Raw genomic sequence first — 17,987 nt, 5'->3', positions numbered from 1 at the left:
CTCAGTCGCTCGCACAGGTGCCGAAGGCCGGGTTGAGCACCCCGATGATGTCGATGCTGTTGCCGCACAGGTGGATCGGCAGATGGATCGGGATCTGGATGGTGTTGCCCGAGATGACACCTGGTGAATGCAGCGCAGCGCCCCCTGCTCCGGAGTCGGCGGCGGCGACACCGGCTCCCCCCAGGACGGCGGCGGCGGTCAGGGCGGTGCTGGCAACTGCGGTACGGATGCGCATGGTTCCTCCTGAAGGTGAGGGCACACTCGCCCGGTAACGTCTCCGCGCCCCGGTCCGGAAAACACCCAAAGCGCAAGGCCGGGAACGAAACCCCCTGTACGGGTGGGAGCGTTGCGTATCGCCTTCCGCCCTGTACGCCGGCGCGCCACCGTAGCGATAAGGCCCATCGCTTCACTGATTGCGCAATTCAGGAACCCCGGGGACGCGCATCGCGTTGAAGCCGACGGATGCTGCACGCGCGAGAGTTGTGGAGGAGCAGATGAGTGTGGCCCTGACCAAGGGCGGCAACGTGTCGCTCAGCAAACAGGCGCCCGGCCTGACCGCCGTGAGCGTCGGGCTGGGCTGGCAGGTGGGGGCCGGCGGCGGGGCCGGCTTCGACCTGGACGCCAGTGCCCTGCTGTGCGACCGGTCCGGCACGGTCCTCTCCGACGACCACTTCGTCTTCTTCAACAACCTCCGCAGCCCGGACGGATCGGTCCGCCATTCCGGCAGTGAACCGGTCGGCGGCAGCGGCGGTGACGACGAACGGATCCACATCGACCTGACCGCGGTCCCGCCCGAGGTCGAGAAGATCGTCTTCCCGGTCTCGCTCTACGAGGCCGAGCAGCGCGGGCAGAGCTTCGGTCAGGTCCAGCGCGCCCACATCCGGGTGGTCGACGAGACCACCGGTACCGAACTGGCCCGCTACGACCTGCGCGGGGACGCGGCCACCGAGACCGCCATGGTCTTCGGCGAGCTGTACCGGCACGGCGCGGAATGGAAGTTCCGGGCCGTCGGCCAGGGCTATGCCTCCGGGCTGGCCGGGATCGCGCAGGACTTCGGCGTCGACGTCCTCCGGCCGCAACCGCCGGCCGTCGCCCCCTCGGCGCCGCACGCCCCCACCGCCCCCTCACCCACCGGGAGTTCCCCCATGACCTGCTTCTTCGACCCTGGCCACGGTCCCGGCAGCACGCTCGTCACCTGGTCCCCGCAGTGGGGCGTCCCGCGCCAGATCCAGGCGTGCCCCGGCTGCGCCCAGCGCGTACAGACCACGCCGCCGCCGTACTACGCCGCGCCCCAGGCCGGATACCCGGATCCGTACGCGCCAGGGGCTCCGCAGGGCTACCCGCAGCCGGTGCAGCAGGGATATCCGCAGCAGCCGGACCACCACCAGCAGGGCGGCGGCCGGCGGTTCGGCACCGGTGCGCTGATCGGTGCCGGCGCGGCCGGACTGGTCGGCGGCGCCCTCCTCAACGAAGCCTTCGACGACGACGAACCGGACGTCGTGGTGAACAACTTCTACGAGGAATAAGAGCAGAGGAACAGGCGCCGAGGCAGGAGCGAACGGGGCGGGCACCTGGGTGCCCGCCCCGTTCTGTGGCTGCCGTGGAGACCGGGCGTCAGCCGAGCAGCTTGCGCATCCGGGCGATCTCCGCGTTCTGGGCGGTGATGATGTCACCGGCGAGCGTCTTGGCCGGGCCGTACGCGCCCTGCTTCCGCTCGGTGCCGGCCATCGCGACCGCGCCCTGGTGGTGCTTGACCATCAGCTGCAGGAACTGGGCGTCGAACGCCTTCCCGGTGGCGTTCTTCATCGTGTCCATCTCCTGGGCACTCATCATGCCGGGCATGGGCTTGGCGCCCCCGTGGTCCATGCCCGCCATGCCGTCCGTGCCCTCCATGCCGTGCGTCCCGCCGTGCATCGTGGCCATGTCGTGGTCCTGGGGGACCTTCTCGCCCCAGGACTTCAGCCAGCCGGACATGGTGGTGATCTCCGGGTCCTGGGCCTTCTTGATCGTGGCGGCGAGCGCCTTGACGTCCGCCGAGCCGGCCCGGGTCGCGGCCAGGTCGGCCATGGCCACGGCCTGGCGGTGGTGCGGGATCATCTCCTTCGCGAAGGCCACGTCGGCGGTGTTGTGCTTGCCCGTGGACGCGCCCGCCGTCGCGGACGGCTTGCCGCTCGGGGTCGCGTCGTCGGTCTTGCCGCCGTCGCTGCCGCAGGCGGACAGGGTGAGGGTCGCCGCGGTCACGGCGGCCGCCGCCAGCGCGGCGCGGCGGATCAGAACGGTTCGGGCATTACGGGTCGCGTGCATGACGCAAAGCTCCTGTGATCAGTGGAGGGAAGGCGTGCTCGTCCGCGGCGCAGACCGGCCATGAGGGCGTACGGCGCTGCGCCGGGCGGGCGCGTCCTATATCCGCAGGACCTGGAGCTGGGCGAGGGAGGGTGGGGGGCGGGCCCCGGTGGTGCCGTCCGTCAACCGGTCCGCGAGCAGCACCGCGCGGTCGGAGGTGCCGGTCAGGGAGGCGGGCAGCGCGGGAAGGGCCGGAGCGGCGGGAAGCGCGCCCGAGGCGCACGTCGGGTCGGCGTGGTGGGCGTGCCCCTTGCCTCCGCCGGTGTCGTCAGCGCCGTCGCCGTGGCCCGGGCAGCAGCCGTGCTGTCCGTGGTCGCGGGAGGCGGAGGCGGAGGCGGGGGCGGACGCCGGGGCCGGGGCCGGGGCGGCCCTCGCCGTCGTCGGGCGCATCTGGTGGGCGGCGTGCGCGGGGGACGCGGTGGTCGGCAGCGCACCGGTGTTCGCCAGTCCGTGCATGCCCAGCAGGCCCGCCAGCACGGTGAGGACGAGCAGCGTCGTCAGCCGCAGCCTCGGCTGCGGGGCGGACGCGGGCTCGCGGATGCTCACGGGCCCCATCGTAGGGAAGGCCGGACGCGGCGTCCGCGCCGGTCCCGCGCGGGTCGATTGTGAGCCGCGTCGCACAGCGGCGCCGTGAAGTCCAGCCTGCCCGTACCGGATTCATCAGGGCTTGTCGGTCATGCCGGGGCCGCCGCCCGGGAATCTGCACGGAAGCGTCACAACCTCTTCGTATCGCGTCCGGGGGGTGCCGTTAGCGTTGCTGGTCGCTCGATCCCGAGTGCGAAGGTGATTTGGTCTCCGGCGTCCCTGGCGGCGCGACAGCACAGAAAGCTCCCAGATGGACTACTGCTCCTCGTGCCGCCGGAACCTCAACGGGGCACTCGTGTGCCCGGGTTGTGGTGATTACGCCCCGGACATAGCCCCGCCCGCGCACCGCCAGGCCCGTACGGGTGCCGAGGCGGCCGCGCTGTGGGAGTCCTGGCAGGCACCGGAAACCCCGGCCGCCCTCTACGAGGACGCCATGACGCCGGCGCGGGCCGAGACGGCTGCCGCGACCGCCCCGGAGGCGGGCCTCGCGGCCTCCGAAGGCACCGACGTCCCGGCCGCCACCGGCACCGGGCAGGGCCGCGCCGCGCGGCGCCGGCAGCTGGCGCGGTGGAAGAAGTACCGCCGCCGGGCGGTGGCCGCGACCGCGTTCGCGCTGGTCGGCGGCACGGTGACCGCGACGCTGCTGCAGAACAACCGGCCCGCCACCGCCCACGCCCAGGCGTCCTCCACACCGGACCCGGAGACCGTCTCCGCGCCCGGCACCCCGACCGCCTCGGAGGAGCCGGACGGCCGGGCCTCCCGGCACCCCGGTGACCGCGCGCCCCTGGGCCGCCACCGCAAGCCCGACGCCGGCGTCGGCCACTCCTCCGCCCCGGCGGCCGCACAGCAGCCCTCCGCCGCCCCGACGCACTCCGCCCCGGCCCCCAGCACCGCACCGCACACCGCGGCCGCACCGGCCCCGGGCAGGCACGCCGCCCACACCGACACGGCACCCGCGGTCGCAGCGCCGGCCTCCTCCGGCCAGTCCGCCCCGGGCTCGGGCGGCTCCTCGGCGCAGCAGTCCACCGGCTCCGGCTCCGGCTCCGACTCGGGCTCGTCGTCGACGACCCCGACGCAGCAGCAGCCGTCGACGACGCCGAGTTCGCCGTCCACCGAGCCGACCTCGCCGTCCCACCTCTGCGTGCTCGGCGTCGTCTGCCTCTGACCGGCGGGACCGTCGTTCAGCAGGCCCCGAGGTCCTGCCAGACGCCCCATTCGCCGGTGGTGCCGGGCTCCTCGCCGGTGGTCCACCACTTGGCCTTCCAGGTGTGGCCCCGGTGGGACACCTGCTGGCCGCCGGTGTACACGGCGCCGGCCGACCAGGCCGCGGCGGTGCACTGATGGCCGCTGCCGCCGGTGACGGTCAGCACGTACGTCGTGGTGTGGCTGCCGGTGGTGCCCCTACCCGTGACCGTGAGGGTGTACGTGCCGGAGGCCGTCGCCGGGGTCGTGGCGAGGGTGAGCGTCGAGGAACCGCCGGCGGTCACCGAGGCGGGGCTGAGCGAGGCGGTGACGCCCGCGGGAGCGCCGCCGACCGTGAGCTTCACCGGCTGCGCGGCGCCCGCGGTCACCGCGGTCCGCACTGTGGTGGTGGCCGTACTGCCCGCGGCCACCGAACCGGCGGCGGGCGCGGCGGTCACCGAGAAGTCGTCGGCCGGGGTGCCCGTACCGCCCGTGAAGGGCGCGAAGACGTGGGTGAAGTCCCAGGTGTTCTGCTGGATACCGGAGCAGTTGTCCGCGGCCTTGCCGCCGGGGCAGCCGCCGTTGTCCCGCTGGAGCGCCCAGAACGACAGGGTGTCGATGCCCTTGGCGACCGCCCAGTCGTAGACCTGGCCGGCGTGGGCGAGGGTGAAGGTCTCGGCCGGGCCGAAGTCGTCGACGCCGGGCATCTCGGTGACGCCGATCATCCCCCACAGCCGGTCGTCCGGCGTGCCCGGGTGGAGCCGGGCCAGCTGGTCGTGCAGGCCCTGGGCGGCGGCCTTCGTGTCCGCCGCCATGTCGTGGGCGGCGTTGTCGTAGTAGTCGAAGGTCATGATGTTGGCGACGTCCACCCGCGTGCCGTTGCTCACCGCGTTCCGCAGCACCGCGAGACCGCTGTCGGCGAGGCCGTGGGTGGTGGTCGGCAGGGTGTAGGAGATCTCCAGGGTGCGCCCGTTGGCCGCCGCCCAGTCCTGCACCAGCTTGAGGGCCTTGTTCCGGCGGTCGATGCCGGCGGCGTTGTTCAGCGAGTCGACCTCGACGTCCATGTCGAGCCGGGCCACGTCGTAGGTGGTGACGACCTTCTCGTAGGCGGCGGCGATCCTGCTCACGTCCGTACAGCTGTCGGCGATCTCGGTGCCGGTGGTGTCCGCGGCGTAGCCGCCGAACGAGGGGATGGCGTCCCCGCCGCGGGCCTGGAGGGTCTTGATGTCGTCGCCGAACGCGGCCGGGGAGACCGGCTTCCCGGTGTCGCCGTTCCAGTAGGGCGTGCACGAACCCTTGGCCTCCGTCTGGAGGAAGGCCATGGTCAGGTGCTTCGCGCCCGACGCGGCGGCCAGCGCGGCGGGGCTCTCGCCGGTCCACGTCTCGACGTAGGGGGCGAAGACCCGGTGCGGAAGGGGGGTCGCCGCGTGGGCGGTGCCGCCGCCCAGCGCGGTCAGGCCGGCCGCGGCCACCGCGGTGACGGCGGCGGCGAGAGCCGCCCGGAAGGAGCGCATACGTCTCATGTCTGTCCCAGGGGGTGAGGAGGGGGACGCGCGGCCAACTCCCGTTCCCGTCACGGTGGTTGGCATGAGATAGGGGATAACCCTGGGGACGACGGCTCGTCAATGGACTGGACCAAGACAGGAATAGACCAATTCGCGGCCAGCGGCGCTGCGCTCCTGCCCAGCTTTCAGACGGCGCCCTGGACCACTCGCCCGCCCCGGACAAGGAGGCCGACGGCGAGCGGCCCGACGGCGGGGCCCGCCGGCCGGCCGCGGCCGGGCGTCACGCGGCGCCGCGCCCGGCCGGGGTCAGGTGGCCGACCGCGTCCGGGACTTGAGGACCTGGGTGCCGATGGCGAGGGTGACGGCGAGGAGCAGGACGTAGAAGACGCCTATCTTGCGCAGGTCGTCGAGGAAGAACCAGATGGCGGTGAGGGCGGTGAACCAGAAGGCCACCAGCGCGAACCCGCCGGAGCGTTCGTCCCGGTACCCGGCGGCGAGGCACAGCGCGGCGACGACCGCGAGGAGCAGGGCGATGACGACGTAGTGGGTGTCCCAGCCCAGGTATCCGCGGGCCAGTTCGGACCACACGGCCACGGCCTCGGCGACCGGGCCCCAGACCACCGCGCAGGCGAGCCGCGCCGACCAGAGCAGCAGCACCGCACCGGCGACCGCGGCGAGCAGCGCGACCCGGGAGAACTGGCCGACCTCGATCACCTGCGAACGGGAGATGACCAGCGACAGCACACAGCCGAGCAGCGCCACCGCACCCTCGGCGGTGGGCCGGAAGACCACCCGGCCGGGCAGCCGCCTGCGCTGCGGCCGCGCTGCGGGCTGCGGGCCGGGGTCCGGGGCGAGGTCCGGGGCGGGCTCCCCTGCGGCGGCCGGCCCCGGGGCGGCCGGGTCCTTCGCCGGGGCCGGCCCGGCCGGGGCCGCCGCCCGCGGGTCGAGCGCGGTGGGGGTCGGGACGGCCGCGGGGACGGCCGCGGGTATGCGTGCGGCAGCCGGTACCGGCTCGGGAGCAGGAGCGGTGGCCGCGGTGAGGGCGGCGCGCATCGCGGCGGCGCTCGGGTACCGGCCGTCGCGGTCCTTGTGCAGCGCCCGGACGATCACCGCGTCGAGGGCGGGCGGAAGGTCCGGCCGGAGCCGGGACGGCGGGACCGGGTCGGCCGCCAGGTGCTGGTGCATGACGGAGAACGGCGAGTCCCCGGTGTACGGCGGACGGCCGGTCAGCAGTTCGTGGAGCAGACAGGCCACCGCGTAGAGGTCGGTGCGGTGGTCGGTCTCGGCGCCGTTGATCTGTTCCGGCGCGAGGTAGGCGGGCGTGCCGACCGCCACCCCCGTCCCGGTCAGCCGGGTGGCCACCTCGCTGAGCGCCTTGGCGATGCCGAAGTCGACGACCTTCGCGGTGCCGGCACCGGTGAGCATCACGTTCGCGGGCTTGATGTCGCGGTGGACGATGGCGTGCCGGTGGCTGTGATCGAGCGCGTCCAGCACCTGGCAGGTGAGGTCGACGGCCTGCGCCAGGGGCAGCGGGCCCGCGTCGAGCACCCGGCTCAGGGTGCGGCCCTCGACGTACTCCATCACCAGGTAGGGCTCGGTGGACCCGTCGGCGGTGTCCTCGCCGACGTCGTGCACGGTGGCCACGCCGGGGTGGTTGAGCGCGGCCGCGGCCCGCGCCTCGCGCTGGAACCGGCTGAGGAACTCGGGCTGCCGGGCCAGCTCGGCGGAGAGCGTCTTGACCGCGACGGTGCGGCGCAGCCGGTGGTCGACGGCCCGGTGGACGGTCCCCATCCCGCCCTGACCGAGCTGTTCCACCAGCTCGTAACGCTGCCCCAACATCCTGCGCTCCACCGGGTTCCTCCACGGACCGTCACCGTTTGCACCACGGCCGAAGACGCCACCGGGCGGGGGCGGGTTCCGTACGGGGTGGGCGTGTGGGATCTCCCACTGCGGCTCCCGAGCGGGAGGCCGGGGGTGGTCGCGGAGGCGGTCCCGGAGCGGTCCGGGCCGGCGCCGGGGCCGTCAGTCACCGATGCCGATCAGCGCCAGGGTGATGTTGTCCGGCCCGCCGGCCTCGATGGCGGTCTTCCACAGTTCGAAGGCGGCCCGGCCGGTGTCGTGGGCACGCAGGAGCTCGTCGAGGGTGGGTTCGGGGACCGGGTCGGTCAGGCCGTCGGTGCACACGAGGTAGCGGTTGCGGGAGGTGAGCGGGGCGGTGGTGACGTGCGGGGTGATCTCGTTGTACGTCCGGGTGCCGCCGAGCGCCTGGGTGACCAGGGAGGTGGTGCGGTGGCCCGGGGCGAGCGGCGGGCTGTCGTCCACGCTCATCCGGTGCAGGCCCTCCTCGGTCACGGACAGCACCCGGCTGTCGCCGACGTTGAAGACCACCAGGGACTCGCGCAGCACGACCGCGCCGGCCACCGTGGTGCCCATGGTGCCGAGCTCCGGGTCCCGGCCGGCGGCCGCGTAGACCGCCCGGTTGCAGACGTCCAGGGCCTCCCGGACCGCCTGTTCGCTGCCGAGACCGGGGCCGACCGCGGCCAGTTGCCGGACGGTCAGCGCACTGGCCACCTCGCCGGCCGGCTGTCCGCCGATGCCGTCGGCGACCGCGACCACGAGCGGGGTGCCCAGCGGGAACACCAGCGTCTGCGGATTCTCGGTCACCGTGCCGCACAGCGTCCACGGCCCGGCCACCAGACTGTCCTCGTTGTGGTCGCGCAGCAGCCCGGGATGGCTGAGGGCGGTGACGGTGATGTACGGCATGGCGGGTCCCGTCTGTCGAAGGCCGGCGGGGGCCGGCCGTGGTCAGCCCCGGCCGACGGTGCCGCCCAGCGTGCGGCGCCGCAGGAGCCGGGTGATGTCCTTGGCGGTGACGATCCCGACGAGGTGGCCGCCGTCGACGACCAGGATGCGCGGGCCGGTGCGCAGACCGATCCGGTCGACCGCCTCGCCCAGCTCCTCGTCCGGGGCTGCGACCGCGCACTGCGACAGCGGCACCGCCACCTCGCGCACCCGCAGGGTCTCCCGTTCGGCCACCGGTACGGCCGCCAGCCGGCGCAGCTGCACGAGCCCGCTGGGGCGGCCCTCGAAGTCCAGCAGCGGCAGGGCGGAGTGGTGCGCGGGCACGGCCACCTCGTCGATGAACCGCTGGACGCTCAGCCAGTCGGCGCCGCTGGTCACCGGGGCCGTCATGGCGTCGGCGACCCGCAGGCCCCGCAGCTCGGTGTGGAGCGCGGCCCGGCGGTGTTCCGCCCCGGCCACGACCATCACGAAGAGCCCGACGAAGACGATCCACAGTCCGCCCGGCGCCCCGCGCAGCACGGAGATCCAGCCGCCGGCCACCAGCAGGACGGCGAGCACCTGGCCGCTCCGGGAGGCCGCCAGGTCGGCCCGCTCGCGGTCCCCGGTCCGCCACCACAGGACGGCCTGGACGACCCGCCCGCCGTCGAGCGGTACGGCCGGCAGCAGGTTGAAGACGCCGAGGAAGAGGTTGGCCCAGCCGAGCCACATCAGCACCACCGCGGGCACCTCCGCCCAGCCGGTGAGCTGGGACAGCCCGATGCCCGCGCCGAGCGCGGCGCCGCCGATGAGCAGGCTGGTGAGCGGGCCGCTGACGGCGACCGCGAAGGCCGCCGCTGCGGTCTTCGGCCGGCCCATCCGGGTCATCCCGCCCAGCGCCCACAGCGTCACGTCCTCGACGGAGATCTGCTTCCGGCGGGCGGTCGCGGCATGGGCCGTCTCGTGCAGCAGCAGGCTGCCGGTGAGCAGCGCGGCACCGACGACCCCGGCGAGGGCGTAGACCGCGTCCGGGCGGCCCGGGGTCCAGGCGGGCAGGGCCTGCCGGCCGAGTCCGTAGGCGAACATCACCACCAGCAGGGGCACGCTCCAGTGCATCCGCAGCGGTACCCCGGCCACCTGTCCGACCCGCACCGAACCGTTCATCGCCGTCTCCCACGCCCATTGTCGCTCGCGGGCCGCGTTCCCCGCCGGGCGGACGTCACCGGGCGGACGTCCTACGCTGGTCGTACGGCCGCGAACGCGGTCGCGCCGTCCGTACCGGGCTCTGCCGGAGGTGCGCCATGGGGCACAGCCATCACTTCCACCTTGATCAGGGGGGCCACTCGATCACCGTGAACGTCGGCCCGGGCCGGGACGGGGAGCTGGAGCTCCTCGTCGACGGCAAGGTGGTCGCGTACCGGAAGCACCACGCGCCGGGGATGAACGTGCTGACCGGCGAGCTGCCCGACGAGCCCGTCCACCCCTTCCGGGTCCTGCTGCGGCAACCGCACCTGGTGCCGTCCGTGCCGCGCTGCACGCTGGAGCTGGACGGGGTCAAGCAGCCGATGCCGGAGCGGCTGGTGCTCTGAGCCGGGGCGCGGCGGCGGGCCGTCCCCGGGGTCGCGCCGGCCCGATTCCGGGGGCGGGCCGCGGGGCGTTCGCGGGCGAGGTCCCGGGGAAGGCCCGTCCTCAACGGCGGCACACCGGCCCGAGTTGTTGGGCCACCCGGCTGATTCTGGCCGACGAGCGTTTTACCTCCTGCGGGTTGAAGGGGGATGCGGACCGGCGGGCGCAGCACGATACGTCTGGCATCGGAACGATGAACAGGCGAGGGAGCATCGTGAGAAGACTTGCGCAGGCGGGCACCGTCATCGGGGCGTGCGGACTGGTGCTGCTCAGCACCAACACCGCTCAGGCCGTGACCATTCCGGGTGAATCACTGCTGTCGGCGGCGGTCGGGGCCGATCTCGGCACCATCACCGGCATGGTTTCGGGGGTGGTGTGCAACAACCGCCTCGCCGATTTCCACTACAAGTCCCCCCGGGTCAACTCGCCCTCGCCGCAGCCCTGCATCAACGGGCCGGTCAAGAGCGGCAACAGCCTGCACAGCGGCAACTTCATCAACCACGGCAACCCGAACAACAGCGGCAACTTCGCGAACACCAACGGCTCGACCAACAGCGCCGACTCGGTCTCCGGCGCCTCGCAGGGCAGCGGCAACACCATCCAGAAGATCCTCAAGCTGCACCCCTGACCCGTCCGCACCTCACACAGCGGCCCCGCTTCCCGGTACGTACCGGGAAGCGGGGCCGCCGCAGTTGGCCGTCAGATCTTGGTCGATCCGGGACCGTTGTGCTGGATGTCGTTGCCGGTGTGGTTCTCGGCACCCGTCGTGCCGCCGCTGTCGACGTTGGTGTTGCCGTTGCTGTTGGTCGGGCTGCCGCTGTCGCTGTTGTTGCCGGACATGTGGACGTTCTGCGAGTTCTTCGTATTACCGGAGTTGACCGGTCCGTTGACGCAGATCTTGGCCCGCGGCGAGCAGCGGATGATGGAGTGGAAGGAGGCCCAGACGTCGCTGTCGATCACGTTGCCGCCCGTTCCGAACCCCCCGTACCCGCCGTCCCAGGCCATGGCGGGGCTGACCCCGCCGGCGGCCAGGAGCATGCCGCACGCTCCTGCGATCACGATGCTGACACGCGTTCTCTTCTTCACTGTGCGCTCCTGCACTTCGCGGTGGATGAACCCGCGGTCTTGCTACCGGGCGGGCCCGCCTGCACCAAGCCTGAGCAACGGCCCGTCCCCCGCATTCACCCTCTCCGACCACTGGATTCACCGTGACGGCCCTCGTCCTGCCGGCACTCCGCGCCCCGGGCGGCTACGCCCGAAGGCGCAGCCGCTGGCCCGGGTGGATGTGGTCCGGACCGTGCGGGAGCTTGTGCTTGTTGAGCTCGTAGAGGGCCTGGGTGCCACCGGGGACGTGGTACCGCTCGGCGATGACGGAGAGGCAGTCGCCGCTGCGGACGACGTAGGTCGCGCGGTTCGGGTGGTCGTACGCCGCGGCACGGACGGACGCGTGGGGCCGGGCCGACGGGGTCTGCTGCGCCTCCTGCCCGGTGTCGTCAGGCACGCGCTGGTCCGGGGCCGCCGTCTGCGGGGCCTGCGGGGCCTGCTGCGGCGGGGTGGAGCTCCGCACGGTCTCCTGGTCCGGCGCGGAGGCCGGGGGCGCCTGCTGGCCCGAGGAGGTGGCCCGGGGGGACTGCTGGGTGTAGGCGCAGCGCGGCCAGGCGGAGAGGCCCCGGTCGCGGGCGATGCGCCGGCCGACGGCGATCTGCTCGGAGCGGGTGGCCAGGTCGGCCCGCGGGGCGTAGCGCCGGCCGCCGTAGGCGCGCCAGGTGGCGGGGTCGATCTGCAGGCCGCCGTGGTAGCCGTTGCCGGTGTTGACGTGCCAGCGGCCGTTGCTCTCGCACTCGGCGATCCGCTCCCAGTCGGGCACCGGCGACCCGGACGGCACGGCCGCGGCGGCCCGCTGGACGGCGAGGCCGACGACGGCGAGCACGGCGAGCAGCACGGACAGGACCGTATGGGCGGACCGCTTGGCGAGGGGCGACGGCATCACGGGATTCCTCCGCTGTGCTCCGGCTGCGCCGTGACGCGGTACTCGCCACGACCGGTGGGCACGCACCAAGTAACCCGGCAATATGGTTTTCGGCATGTCCGGCGGGTGCGACATGCGCGAGTTTCACCCGGGTGGTCCTTTGCCCGTCCGGTAGCGGTGCCGTAGCGGTCCCTTACCGATGCCGTCGCCCGCGCCCGCCCGCGTTATGGCCCGAATTCCGGCCAGTGGCGGAATTCCACACCGGCCGGATTCGGCCCGGATGTGGGAACGGGCATTCAGCTGACCGAATAGGCGAAGGAAGGGGCGAGCGGGAGCGGTTCCGGGGTGGCCACCGCGAACTCGTAGGAGGGCGAGAAGGTGAAGTTCCGCACCGAAACCGGAACGTCACCGCCATAGGGGCCGGGCACGGTGACCGTGCCGTGATCGGCCGGGAAGCCCGCCTCGATGCGCTCCGGAGCGATGGACAGCCCCCCGCCGGCCGCCTGCATGGCGGCGTCCTTGCGGACCCAGAAGCGGGTGATCATCCGCTCCCGCTCGGCCTCCGGGAAACGGTCCGCGGCGCGCAGTTCCCGGGCGGTCAGCACCTCGTACGGGGTGTGCGGCGGCGGACTCCCGCGCCGTACCGACTCCACCGAGAAGCCCATCTGCCGGGCGTCCTCCCCGCAGGCCACGACCAGCAGGCCGCGGGTTCCGTACAGCTCCCAGTAGGTGGCCTCGGCCATGGCGGTGCTCACCCGGGCCGGGAGCCCGGCCAGCAGCCAGCGGCGGGAGGCGTCGTCGAGGGTGGCCGCGGAATGGCCGTTGAGCCCCAGGCAGCTGTCCGGGGAGAGCGCGCTGCCCGAGCCGCGGAGGGCGGCGGGCGAGCCGGCGGAGGAGGAAGACGGCAGGTACGACAGGGAGGTGGAGGGGCGCACGGAGGACGGGGACGACGGGGAGGGGCCGTCCTCGCCGATCGGGACGATGAATATGGGGACGGGGGCGAGGGGCGCCAGGCGGGGCCGGGCGGGGTGGTGCGGGCGGCCGGGGACATCCTGGTCAAGGTGTCCCGGACAGAGTTCGAGAAGAGCGGCGTTCGTTTCCACGTACTTTCCGTCCTCCACTGGTGAGCGGTGCCAAGACTGCCCCGGGTGAGTGGCAGCCGGTCAAACAGCTGGAGTCTCCCCCTATTCCACCTACATCGATCGATACAGACAGCCCAAGGTTTGCAGATCCTCCGGATCCTTCGAGTCATCCCTCCTGCTGATGTCCGGCTACATACTTCGATGTACGGGAGACCGACCCAAATTCGGGCGCCAGGGCCAAGAGAACGGGCAACGCCCGGAAGTACTGTCCTCGTGTGTGGTTACGTCTTTTCAGAGGTACGAACGCGCGCCGCCCTCCCCTGCCGCTCCGTGACCTCAGGCTGGCCGTGGGCTTCTTCGCCGCGTGTCTGATCCTCTACGTCCTGGGCGGGTCCCGGGTCATGGGCGACATCCCCGTCTGGCAGGCCGTCCTGCCGGTGGTGGTGCTGTGCACCGCGAGCGCCTTCCGCAGCACCCTGCCGACGGCCGCGGTCTCGGTCGGCACCCTCACCGTCCTCGTGGAGATGACGTCGAGCGGCGGCCTCGGCCCGGTCCTGGTCTACACCGACCTGCTCTACGCCGCGGCGCTGTACGGCGCGCCCTGGCTGTGCCGGCTGCTGCAGTTCGGGACGGTCGCGGTCACCGTCGCCACCACCATCACCCTGATCGCGCTCAGCGACCGTTCGGAGGGCGTGACCACCGGCGTGGTCGTCGCGATGCTGCTCATCTCCCCCGTCTGGACCGGCATCCTGATACGCAACCACAAGGAGCGCGCCGACGCCGAGCGGGAGCGCGCCGCCCAGATCAACCGGCTCGCGGAACTGGACCGCAAGACCGTCCTGCAGACCGAACGCACCCGGATGGCCCGCGAGCTGCACGACCTGGTGGCCAACCACCTCAGCGCGATCGCCATCCACTCCAGCGCGGTGCTCTCCCTGACCGAGGCCCGGCGGACGGAGAACGCCGAAGTCGGGACGGCAGGGGCGGTCGGGACCGCAGGGGCTGCCGGGTCCGTAAGGGCGGCCGGGTCCACCACCACCGGCCCCACCGTCACCGCCAGGCCCGCCGACAGCACCGAGGACGACCCGGTCCTCCGCGCCCTCGCCGTCATCCGTGAGAACAGCGTGCAGGGGCTGGCCGAAATGCGCCGGATGGTGGTGCTGCTCCGCTCCGACCGGGGCGTCGACGACGACTGGGACCGGCCGCAGCTCAACGCGCTGGGCGCACTGGTCGAACAGGCCCGCCCCGCCGCCGACGCCGCCGCGCTGACCCTCCACACCGACTTCCCCGAGACCTTCCCCGAGGTCTCGTCGGTGATCGAGGTGACCGCGTACCGCATCGTCCAGGAGGCACTGACCAACGTGCTCAAGCACGCCTCGTCGGGCCGGGTGCGGATCCGCTGCGTGGCCGGCGCCGAGCAGCTCACCATCTCCGTCGACAGCCCACTGGCCCAGCCCGGCGCCCAGCCCGACGGACGCACCCGGCAGCGCCCGGTGGCCCCGCTGACGAACGGCGCGGGCGCCGGGCTCACCGGCATGTCCGAGCGGGCCGCCCTGGTCGGCGGCATCTTCGACGCGGGACCCGACCGCACCGCCCCGGGACGCTGGCGGGTACGCGCGGTGCTCCCGCTGACCCAGAACACGTAACCAACCGCAACGGGGGCGATCACGCGAGAGCCGAGGACGAGAGGTGGACCGACAGTGGAGGATTTAATGGAGGACTTGGTGGCAGCGGAGGAACTCCGGGGAGCGTCCGAGCGGCCGTCGCAGATCCGGGTCCTGGTGGCCGACGACCAGGCCGCCGTCCGGTCCGGCCTCGTCCTCGTCCTGCAGACCGACCCCGGCATCACCGTCGTCGGCGAGGCCGGGGACGGCGAGGCGGCGGTCCGCATGGCCGCCGAGCTCCGCCCCGACGTCGTGCTCATGGACATCCAGATGCCCCTGCTCAACGGCGTCGCCGCCACCCGCCGGATCGTCGAACGGCAACTCGCCGAGGTCCTCGTCCTGACCACCTTCGACATCGACGAGTACATCTTCGGCGCCCTGCGCGCGGGCGCCGGCGGCTTCATCCTCAAGAACGCCGAACCGACCGTGCTGGTCGGCGCCGTACGCGAGGTCGCCCACGGCGAGGGCTTCCTCACCCCGGCCATCGCCCGCCGCCTGATCACCGAATTCACCCACCGCCCCCCGTCGGCCCGCCCCTCCCTGCCGCACGGCACCGCCCAGGCCCTCGACACCCTCACCAAACGCGAACGCGAGGTCCTCGCCTGCATCGCCCGCGGCCTCCCCAACAGCGCCATCGCCGCATCCCTCAACCTCGCCGAGGGCACGGTGAAGACCCACACCAGCCGCATCCTGTCGAAACTGAACCTCCGCAGCAGGGTGCAGGCGGCGATCCTCGCCCAACAACAGGGCATTTAGCTTGCGGCGTCCGGCCTCTGGCCTCCGGCCCGCGTACTGTCCCCTCCCGTTGGCGGGTGGGAACCAGGCCGGTGGGGGCCGGGGGCCTCGAACCGGCTGGCCAGCGACCGGATCAGCCGAACGCCTCTGCCGGAAGCCGCGGCCCACCACCGTCGTCGTCCGAAGCGTCATCGGCGTCGAGTTCGCGATGTTCCAGCACAGCCAGGCGTGCGCCCCTACTCACCGCAACCCGTCGCACATCCGTGAGAGTCGCGGTCAATTCGACGGCCAACAGGTGGATCTCTCCCGGCGTCCACGCGCGGGCGGCAAGGATGCGGCTCGCTTCATCGGTGAGTTCGGCGGCGGAGTCAAGCTGCGCGGTCTCCATGTCGTCGGCGAGACGGGACACGAATCCTGTCCCCTCTCCAGCCAGGAAGCACGGTTTGCCGTCCGGGCTGACCCACGGCAGAAGACGCGCGGTCTCCATGGGGCCCATCAGGCCACCACCTCCAGACCGCGAGAGCAGCACTCGCCGGCCGCGTCCGCGTGCCCCCCGGGCCACGACGCCCGCCGCCGGTACTCCGACCGTCGTTCCCTCCGCTCTCCCGGAGTGAGGGCGTACGGCCGGATCAGCTCCGCATCCTCACCCCGCAGCAGCCCCGACCAGCCACCGGGCGCGCGGGTCGGCATGGATGCCGGTGCTTCCGCACGCCTCGACAGGTCCGAAGGGCCGACGGACCGATGCCGTCCCCGCGCCGGCAGTAAGAGTCGCAGCAGCGAGTCGACGATCCTGGCGACAGGCTTTGTCATGTCTTCAACCTTCCAGTGGTTGGTGGACATGCCCCGGAAGCACGCCCCGAACGCCGAGGGCTTCCACAAGTGAGGCAAGGAGGGATTCGCCGTCCGCGCGCGACAGGACGAGGTCGACAGTGCCGCAGTGCGCATCGACGGTGTACAGGGCCAGCGGCACGCGGATCTCTCCGGTGACGCTGTCGATGGCCGGCGGTTCGTCCCGGCGGGTCGATGCATGCAGCGTGGACGCGTGCAATCGGGCGCGCGGATACATGGGTCACCCCGTTCGGTCAACGCGGAGGCAGGTGCGTCACCGTAGGGGCCCAAACAGCAAAGAAGGGGGACAGACTGTCCCCCTGTCCCTGCTTGTCCCCCTGGTCAGGCCATGGAGACCCCGACGGCCTCGGCCAGTCGGCCGGCGTCCTTGCGCATCGCCCGGGGTGCGGAGCGCCACAAGTCGGCGGCCACGACACGGGCGGACGGGGTGTAGGTGACGGTCTCGGCGCCGATCTCGTGCGCCATTTGCATCACGTGCAGGGCGGCGGTCCGGTCGCCACGCTGGAGGTGCCCCCGGGCGACCTCCACCCAGAGTCGCGCGCGCCGCTCCCGCGAGGGCATCACGTCCGGGTCGAGGTCGTCGGCGAGTCCGAGGGCCTTCTGTGCCTTACGCAGATCAGTCGCGACGCTGACGGCGTGGAAGTCAACGTTGGCGCGCCCGAACACGGTCGACGGGTGGACGTACGAAGCGGGCAAGGACTTTGCCACTTGATCGGCCTTGTCCCAGTAACGCCAAGCATCGCCCTCGCGGCCCTCTCGCGCCACGGTGACGGCCGCGTGCAGTTGCAGCGCGCCATAGACGCCCCGCCAGTCGTCCGGGGCGCTGTCAAGGTGGGGACGGATGAGGTCGGCAGCTTCGGTGACGATGCGCAATGCCTCCTCGGGGTACGACGTCTCCCTCAGGATGTTGCCCATGTTCCACGCGGCAGCGGCGATGGCAGCCGGCTGGTCGGCGTCCTGCGCCGCCGACAGGGCACGGTCGGCTACGACCCACGCCAGTTCGGCGGGCGCAACGTAGGCGGTCGCCTGTCCCGTGAGCCGATAGGTGTCGGAGAGGGCCACCAGTGCGGCACGACGCTGCTCACCGTCGAGCGCCCGCACGGCCGCCTCGCCGTCGCGGATGAGCCCGGGGATCAGAGCCCCCACCTCGGTGCGGTTGCGTGCGGAGGTGTGCCACAGGCGCCACGTCTGGTCGACGCGGCCCTGAAGCAGCGCCGGCTCCAGCGGCCCCGTGGCCGCAGCGGTCAGGGACCGGTTCATGACCGCCGTCCAGATCTCCGGCATGGCCGGATGGTTCAGCCTCCCGAGGGGTACGAGCTGGGCCGGGCCCGCACTGTCCCCGGTGAGAACAGACAGATCCGAAATCTGAAGGGCCGCACCAAGCCTCAACAGGAGCGTGTGGGAGCGCAGTTCACGCTCTCCGGTCTCGATCTTCTTCAGCCAGTCGGGGCCACGCCCACAGAGGTGAGCGAGGGTGGCACGCGTCATGCCACGTGACTCCCGCAAAACCCTGATCCGCTCGCCGGTACTGAACTCCTCTGGCAGATCCATGCGTTGCCCCTTAGATGGCGAAGCCGTTCCAGCCAGCGTACGGCCGAGACGGGGCCCGTGGGCAGATACACGGTCGACGGCCAGGGCGACTGGTGAAAAGCTCTCCGTGCACGAACGG

General features: G+C 72.5%; 19 protein-coding genes. 6 read left to right on the top strand and 13 right to left on the bottom strand.

Going from position 1 to position 17,987, the window contains the following annotated elements; genetic code table 11:
- Position 1 precedes the first annotated feature (1 nt).
- On the bottom strand, positions 2-235 hold the full coding sequence (locus tag ACZ7MX_RS13525; RefSeq protein WP_472131693.1) for a chaplin: 234 nt from the start codon (positions 233-235) through the stop codon (positions 2-4).
- A gap of 259 nt (positions 236-494) precedes the next feature.
- Here ACZ7MX_RS13525 and ACZ7MX_RS13520 point away from each other — a divergent pair, with 259 nt between their 5' ends.
- A complete protein-coding gene (locus ACZ7MX_RS13520; RefSeq protein ID WP_472131692.1) occupies positions 495-1,526 on the top strand; it encodes a TerD family protein in 1,032 nt (343 codons plus the stop codon).
- An 88-nt stretch (positions 1,527-1,614) separates the two neighbouring features.
- Here the strand turns inward: ACZ7MX_RS13520 and ACZ7MX_RS13515 are convergent, their stop codons facing one another.
- Together ACZ7MX_RS13515 and ACZ7MX_RS13510 are read right to left on the bottom strand one after the other, a co-directional pair.
- Complete coding sequence (locus ACZ7MX_RS13515; protein ID WP_472131691.1) at positions 1,615-2,304, bottom strand: DUF305 domain-containing protein; 690 nt, start codon at positions 2,302-2,304, stop codon at positions 1,615-1,617.
- A gap of 96 nt (positions 2,305-2,400) precedes the next feature.
- A complete protein-coding gene (locus tag ACZ7MX_RS13510) occupies positions 2,401-2,889 on the bottom strand; it encodes a DUF6153 family protein (protein ID WP_472131690.1) in 489 nt (162 codons plus the stop codon).
- Between the two features lie 289 nt (positions 2,890-3,178).
- On the opposite strand from ACZ7MX_RS13510, the gene ACZ7MX_RS13505 reads away from it, so the two are divergent.
- Positions 3,179-4,093 carry an SCO2400 family protein gene (locus tag ACZ7MX_RS13505; protein ID WP_472131689.1) on the top strand — a complete coding sequence of 305 codons (915 nt, stop codon included), beginning with the start codon at positions 3,179-3,181 and terminating at the stop codon, positions 4,091-4,093.
- A 16-nt stretch (positions 4,094-4,109) separates the two neighbouring features.
- Here the strand turns inward: ACZ7MX_RS13505 and ACZ7MX_RS13500 are convergent, their stop codons facing one another.
- The 4 genes from ACZ7MX_RS13500 to ACZ7MX_RS13485 form a co-directional block, all read right to left on the bottom strand.
- A complete protein-coding gene (locus tag ACZ7MX_RS13500) occupies positions 4,110-5,633 on the bottom strand; it encodes a chitinase (protein ID WP_472131688.1) in 1,524 nt (507 codons plus the stop codon).
- Between the two features lie 288 nt (positions 5,634-5,921).
- The gene (locus ACZ7MX_RS13495; RefSeq protein ID WP_472131687.1) at positions 5,922-7,454 is read right to left on the bottom strand and encodes a protein kinase domain-containing protein; all 1,533 of its coding nucleotides are present in this window, start codon (positions 7,452-7,454) and stop codon (positions 5,922-5,924) included.
- 183 nt (positions 7,455-7,637) lie between these two features.
- Positions 7,638-8,378: a PP2C family protein-serine/threonine phosphatase gene (locus ACZ7MX_RS13490; protein ID WP_472131686.1), complete on the bottom strand. Its 741-nt coding sequence runs from the start codon at positions 8,376-8,378 to the stop codon at positions 7,638-7,640.
- 42 nt (positions 8,379-8,420) lie between these two features.
- Entirely contained in the window at positions 8,421-9,557 is a 1,137-nt protein-coding gene (locus ACZ7MX_RS13485) for a site-2 protease family protein (RefSeq protein WP_472131685.1), read from the bottom strand.
- A 137-nt stretch (positions 9,558-9,694) separates the two neighbouring features.
- Here ACZ7MX_RS13485 and ACZ7MX_RS13480 point away from each other — a divergent pair, with 137 nt between their 5' ends.
- Both ACZ7MX_RS13480 and ACZ7MX_RS13475 read left to right on the top strand, forming a co-directional pair.
- The gene (locus tag ACZ7MX_RS13480) at positions 9,695-9,982 is read left to right on the top strand and encodes a hypothetical protein (protein ID WP_030411441.1); all 288 of its coding nucleotides are present in this window, start codon (positions 9,695-9,697) and stop codon (positions 9,980-9,982) included.
- A gap of 251 nt (positions 9,983-10,233) precedes the next feature.
- Positions 10,234-10,647 (top strand): hypothetical protein, encoded by a 414-nt coding sequence (locus ACZ7MX_RS13475; protein WP_472131684.1) that lies wholly within the window; start codon positions 10,234-10,236, stop codon positions 10,645-10,647.
- A gap of 71 nt (positions 10,648-10,718) precedes the next feature.
- Here the strand turns inward: ACZ7MX_RS13475 and ACZ7MX_RS13470 are convergent, their stop codons facing one another.
- The 3 genes from ACZ7MX_RS13470 to ACZ7MX_RS13460 form a co-directional block, all read right to left on the bottom strand.
- On the bottom strand, positions 10,719-11,105 hold the full coding sequence (locus ACZ7MX_RS13470) for a hypothetical protein (protein WP_472131683.1): 387 nt from the start codon (positions 11,103-11,105) through the stop codon (positions 10,719-10,721).
- Positions 11,106-11,268: 163 nt separating this feature from the next.
- Positions 11,269-12,006: a transglycosylase family protein gene (locus ACZ7MX_RS13465; RefSeq protein WP_472131682.1), complete on the bottom strand. Its 738-nt coding sequence runs from the start codon at positions 12,004-12,006 to the stop codon at positions 11,269-11,271.
- Between the two features lie 278 nt (positions 12,007-12,284).
- On the bottom strand, positions 12,285-13,091 hold the full coding sequence (locus ACZ7MX_RS13460; protein WP_472131681.1) for a 4'-phosphopantetheinyl transferase family protein: 807 nt from the start codon (positions 13,089-13,091) through the stop codon (positions 12,285-12,287).
- Between the two features lie 326 nt (positions 13,092-13,417).
- Here ACZ7MX_RS13460 and ACZ7MX_RS13455 point away from each other — a divergent pair, with 326 nt between their 5' ends.
- Both ACZ7MX_RS13455 and ACZ7MX_RS13450 read left to right on the top strand, forming a co-directional pair.
- Positions 13,418-14,716 (top strand): sensor histidine kinase, encoded by a 1,299-nt coding sequence (locus ACZ7MX_RS13455; RefSeq protein ID WP_472131680.1) that lies wholly within the window; start codon positions 13,418-13,420, stop codon positions 14,714-14,716.
- 66 nt (positions 14,717-14,782) lie between these two features.
- Positions 14,783-15,490, top strand: a complete 708-nt coding sequence (locus ACZ7MX_RS13450; RefSeq protein ID WP_472131679.1) for a response regulator — start codon at positions 14,783-14,785, stop codon at positions 15,488-15,490.
- 112 nt (positions 15,491-15,602) lie between these two features.
- Here the strand turns inward: ACZ7MX_RS13450 and ACZ7MX_RS13445 are convergent, their stop codons facing one another.
- The 3 genes from ACZ7MX_RS13445 to ACZ7MX_RS13435 all read right to left on the bottom strand — a co-directional run bounded on the left by ACZ7MX_RS13445 (position 15,603) and on the right by ACZ7MX_RS13435 (position 17,869).
- On the bottom strand, positions 15,603-15,956 hold the full coding sequence (locus ACZ7MX_RS13445; RefSeq protein WP_472131678.1) for a hypothetical protein: 354 nt from the start codon (positions 15,954-15,956) through the stop codon (positions 15,603-15,605).
- A 327-nt stretch (positions 15,957-16,283) separates the two neighbouring features.
- Positions 16,284-16,535, bottom strand: a complete 252-nt coding sequence (locus ACZ7MX_RS13440) for a hypothetical protein (protein ID WP_472131677.1) — start codon at positions 16,533-16,535, stop codon at positions 16,284-16,286.
- A 104-nt stretch (positions 16,536-16,639) separates the two neighbouring features.
- The gene (locus ACZ7MX_RS13435) at positions 16,640-17,869 is read right to left on the bottom strand and encodes a helix-turn-helix domain-containing protein (RefSeq protein ID WP_472131676.1); all 1,230 of its coding nucleotides are present in this window, start codon (positions 17,867-17,869) and stop codon (positions 16,640-16,642) included.
- Positions 17,870-17,987: the final 118 nt, after the last annotated feature.

The sequence above is a fragment of the Streptomyces sp. NPDC107765 genome, assembly GCF_055657085.1.
The sequence above is the reverse complement of the archived record's forward strand: the minus strand, read 5'-3'. Positions and strand labels throughout refer to the sequence as shown.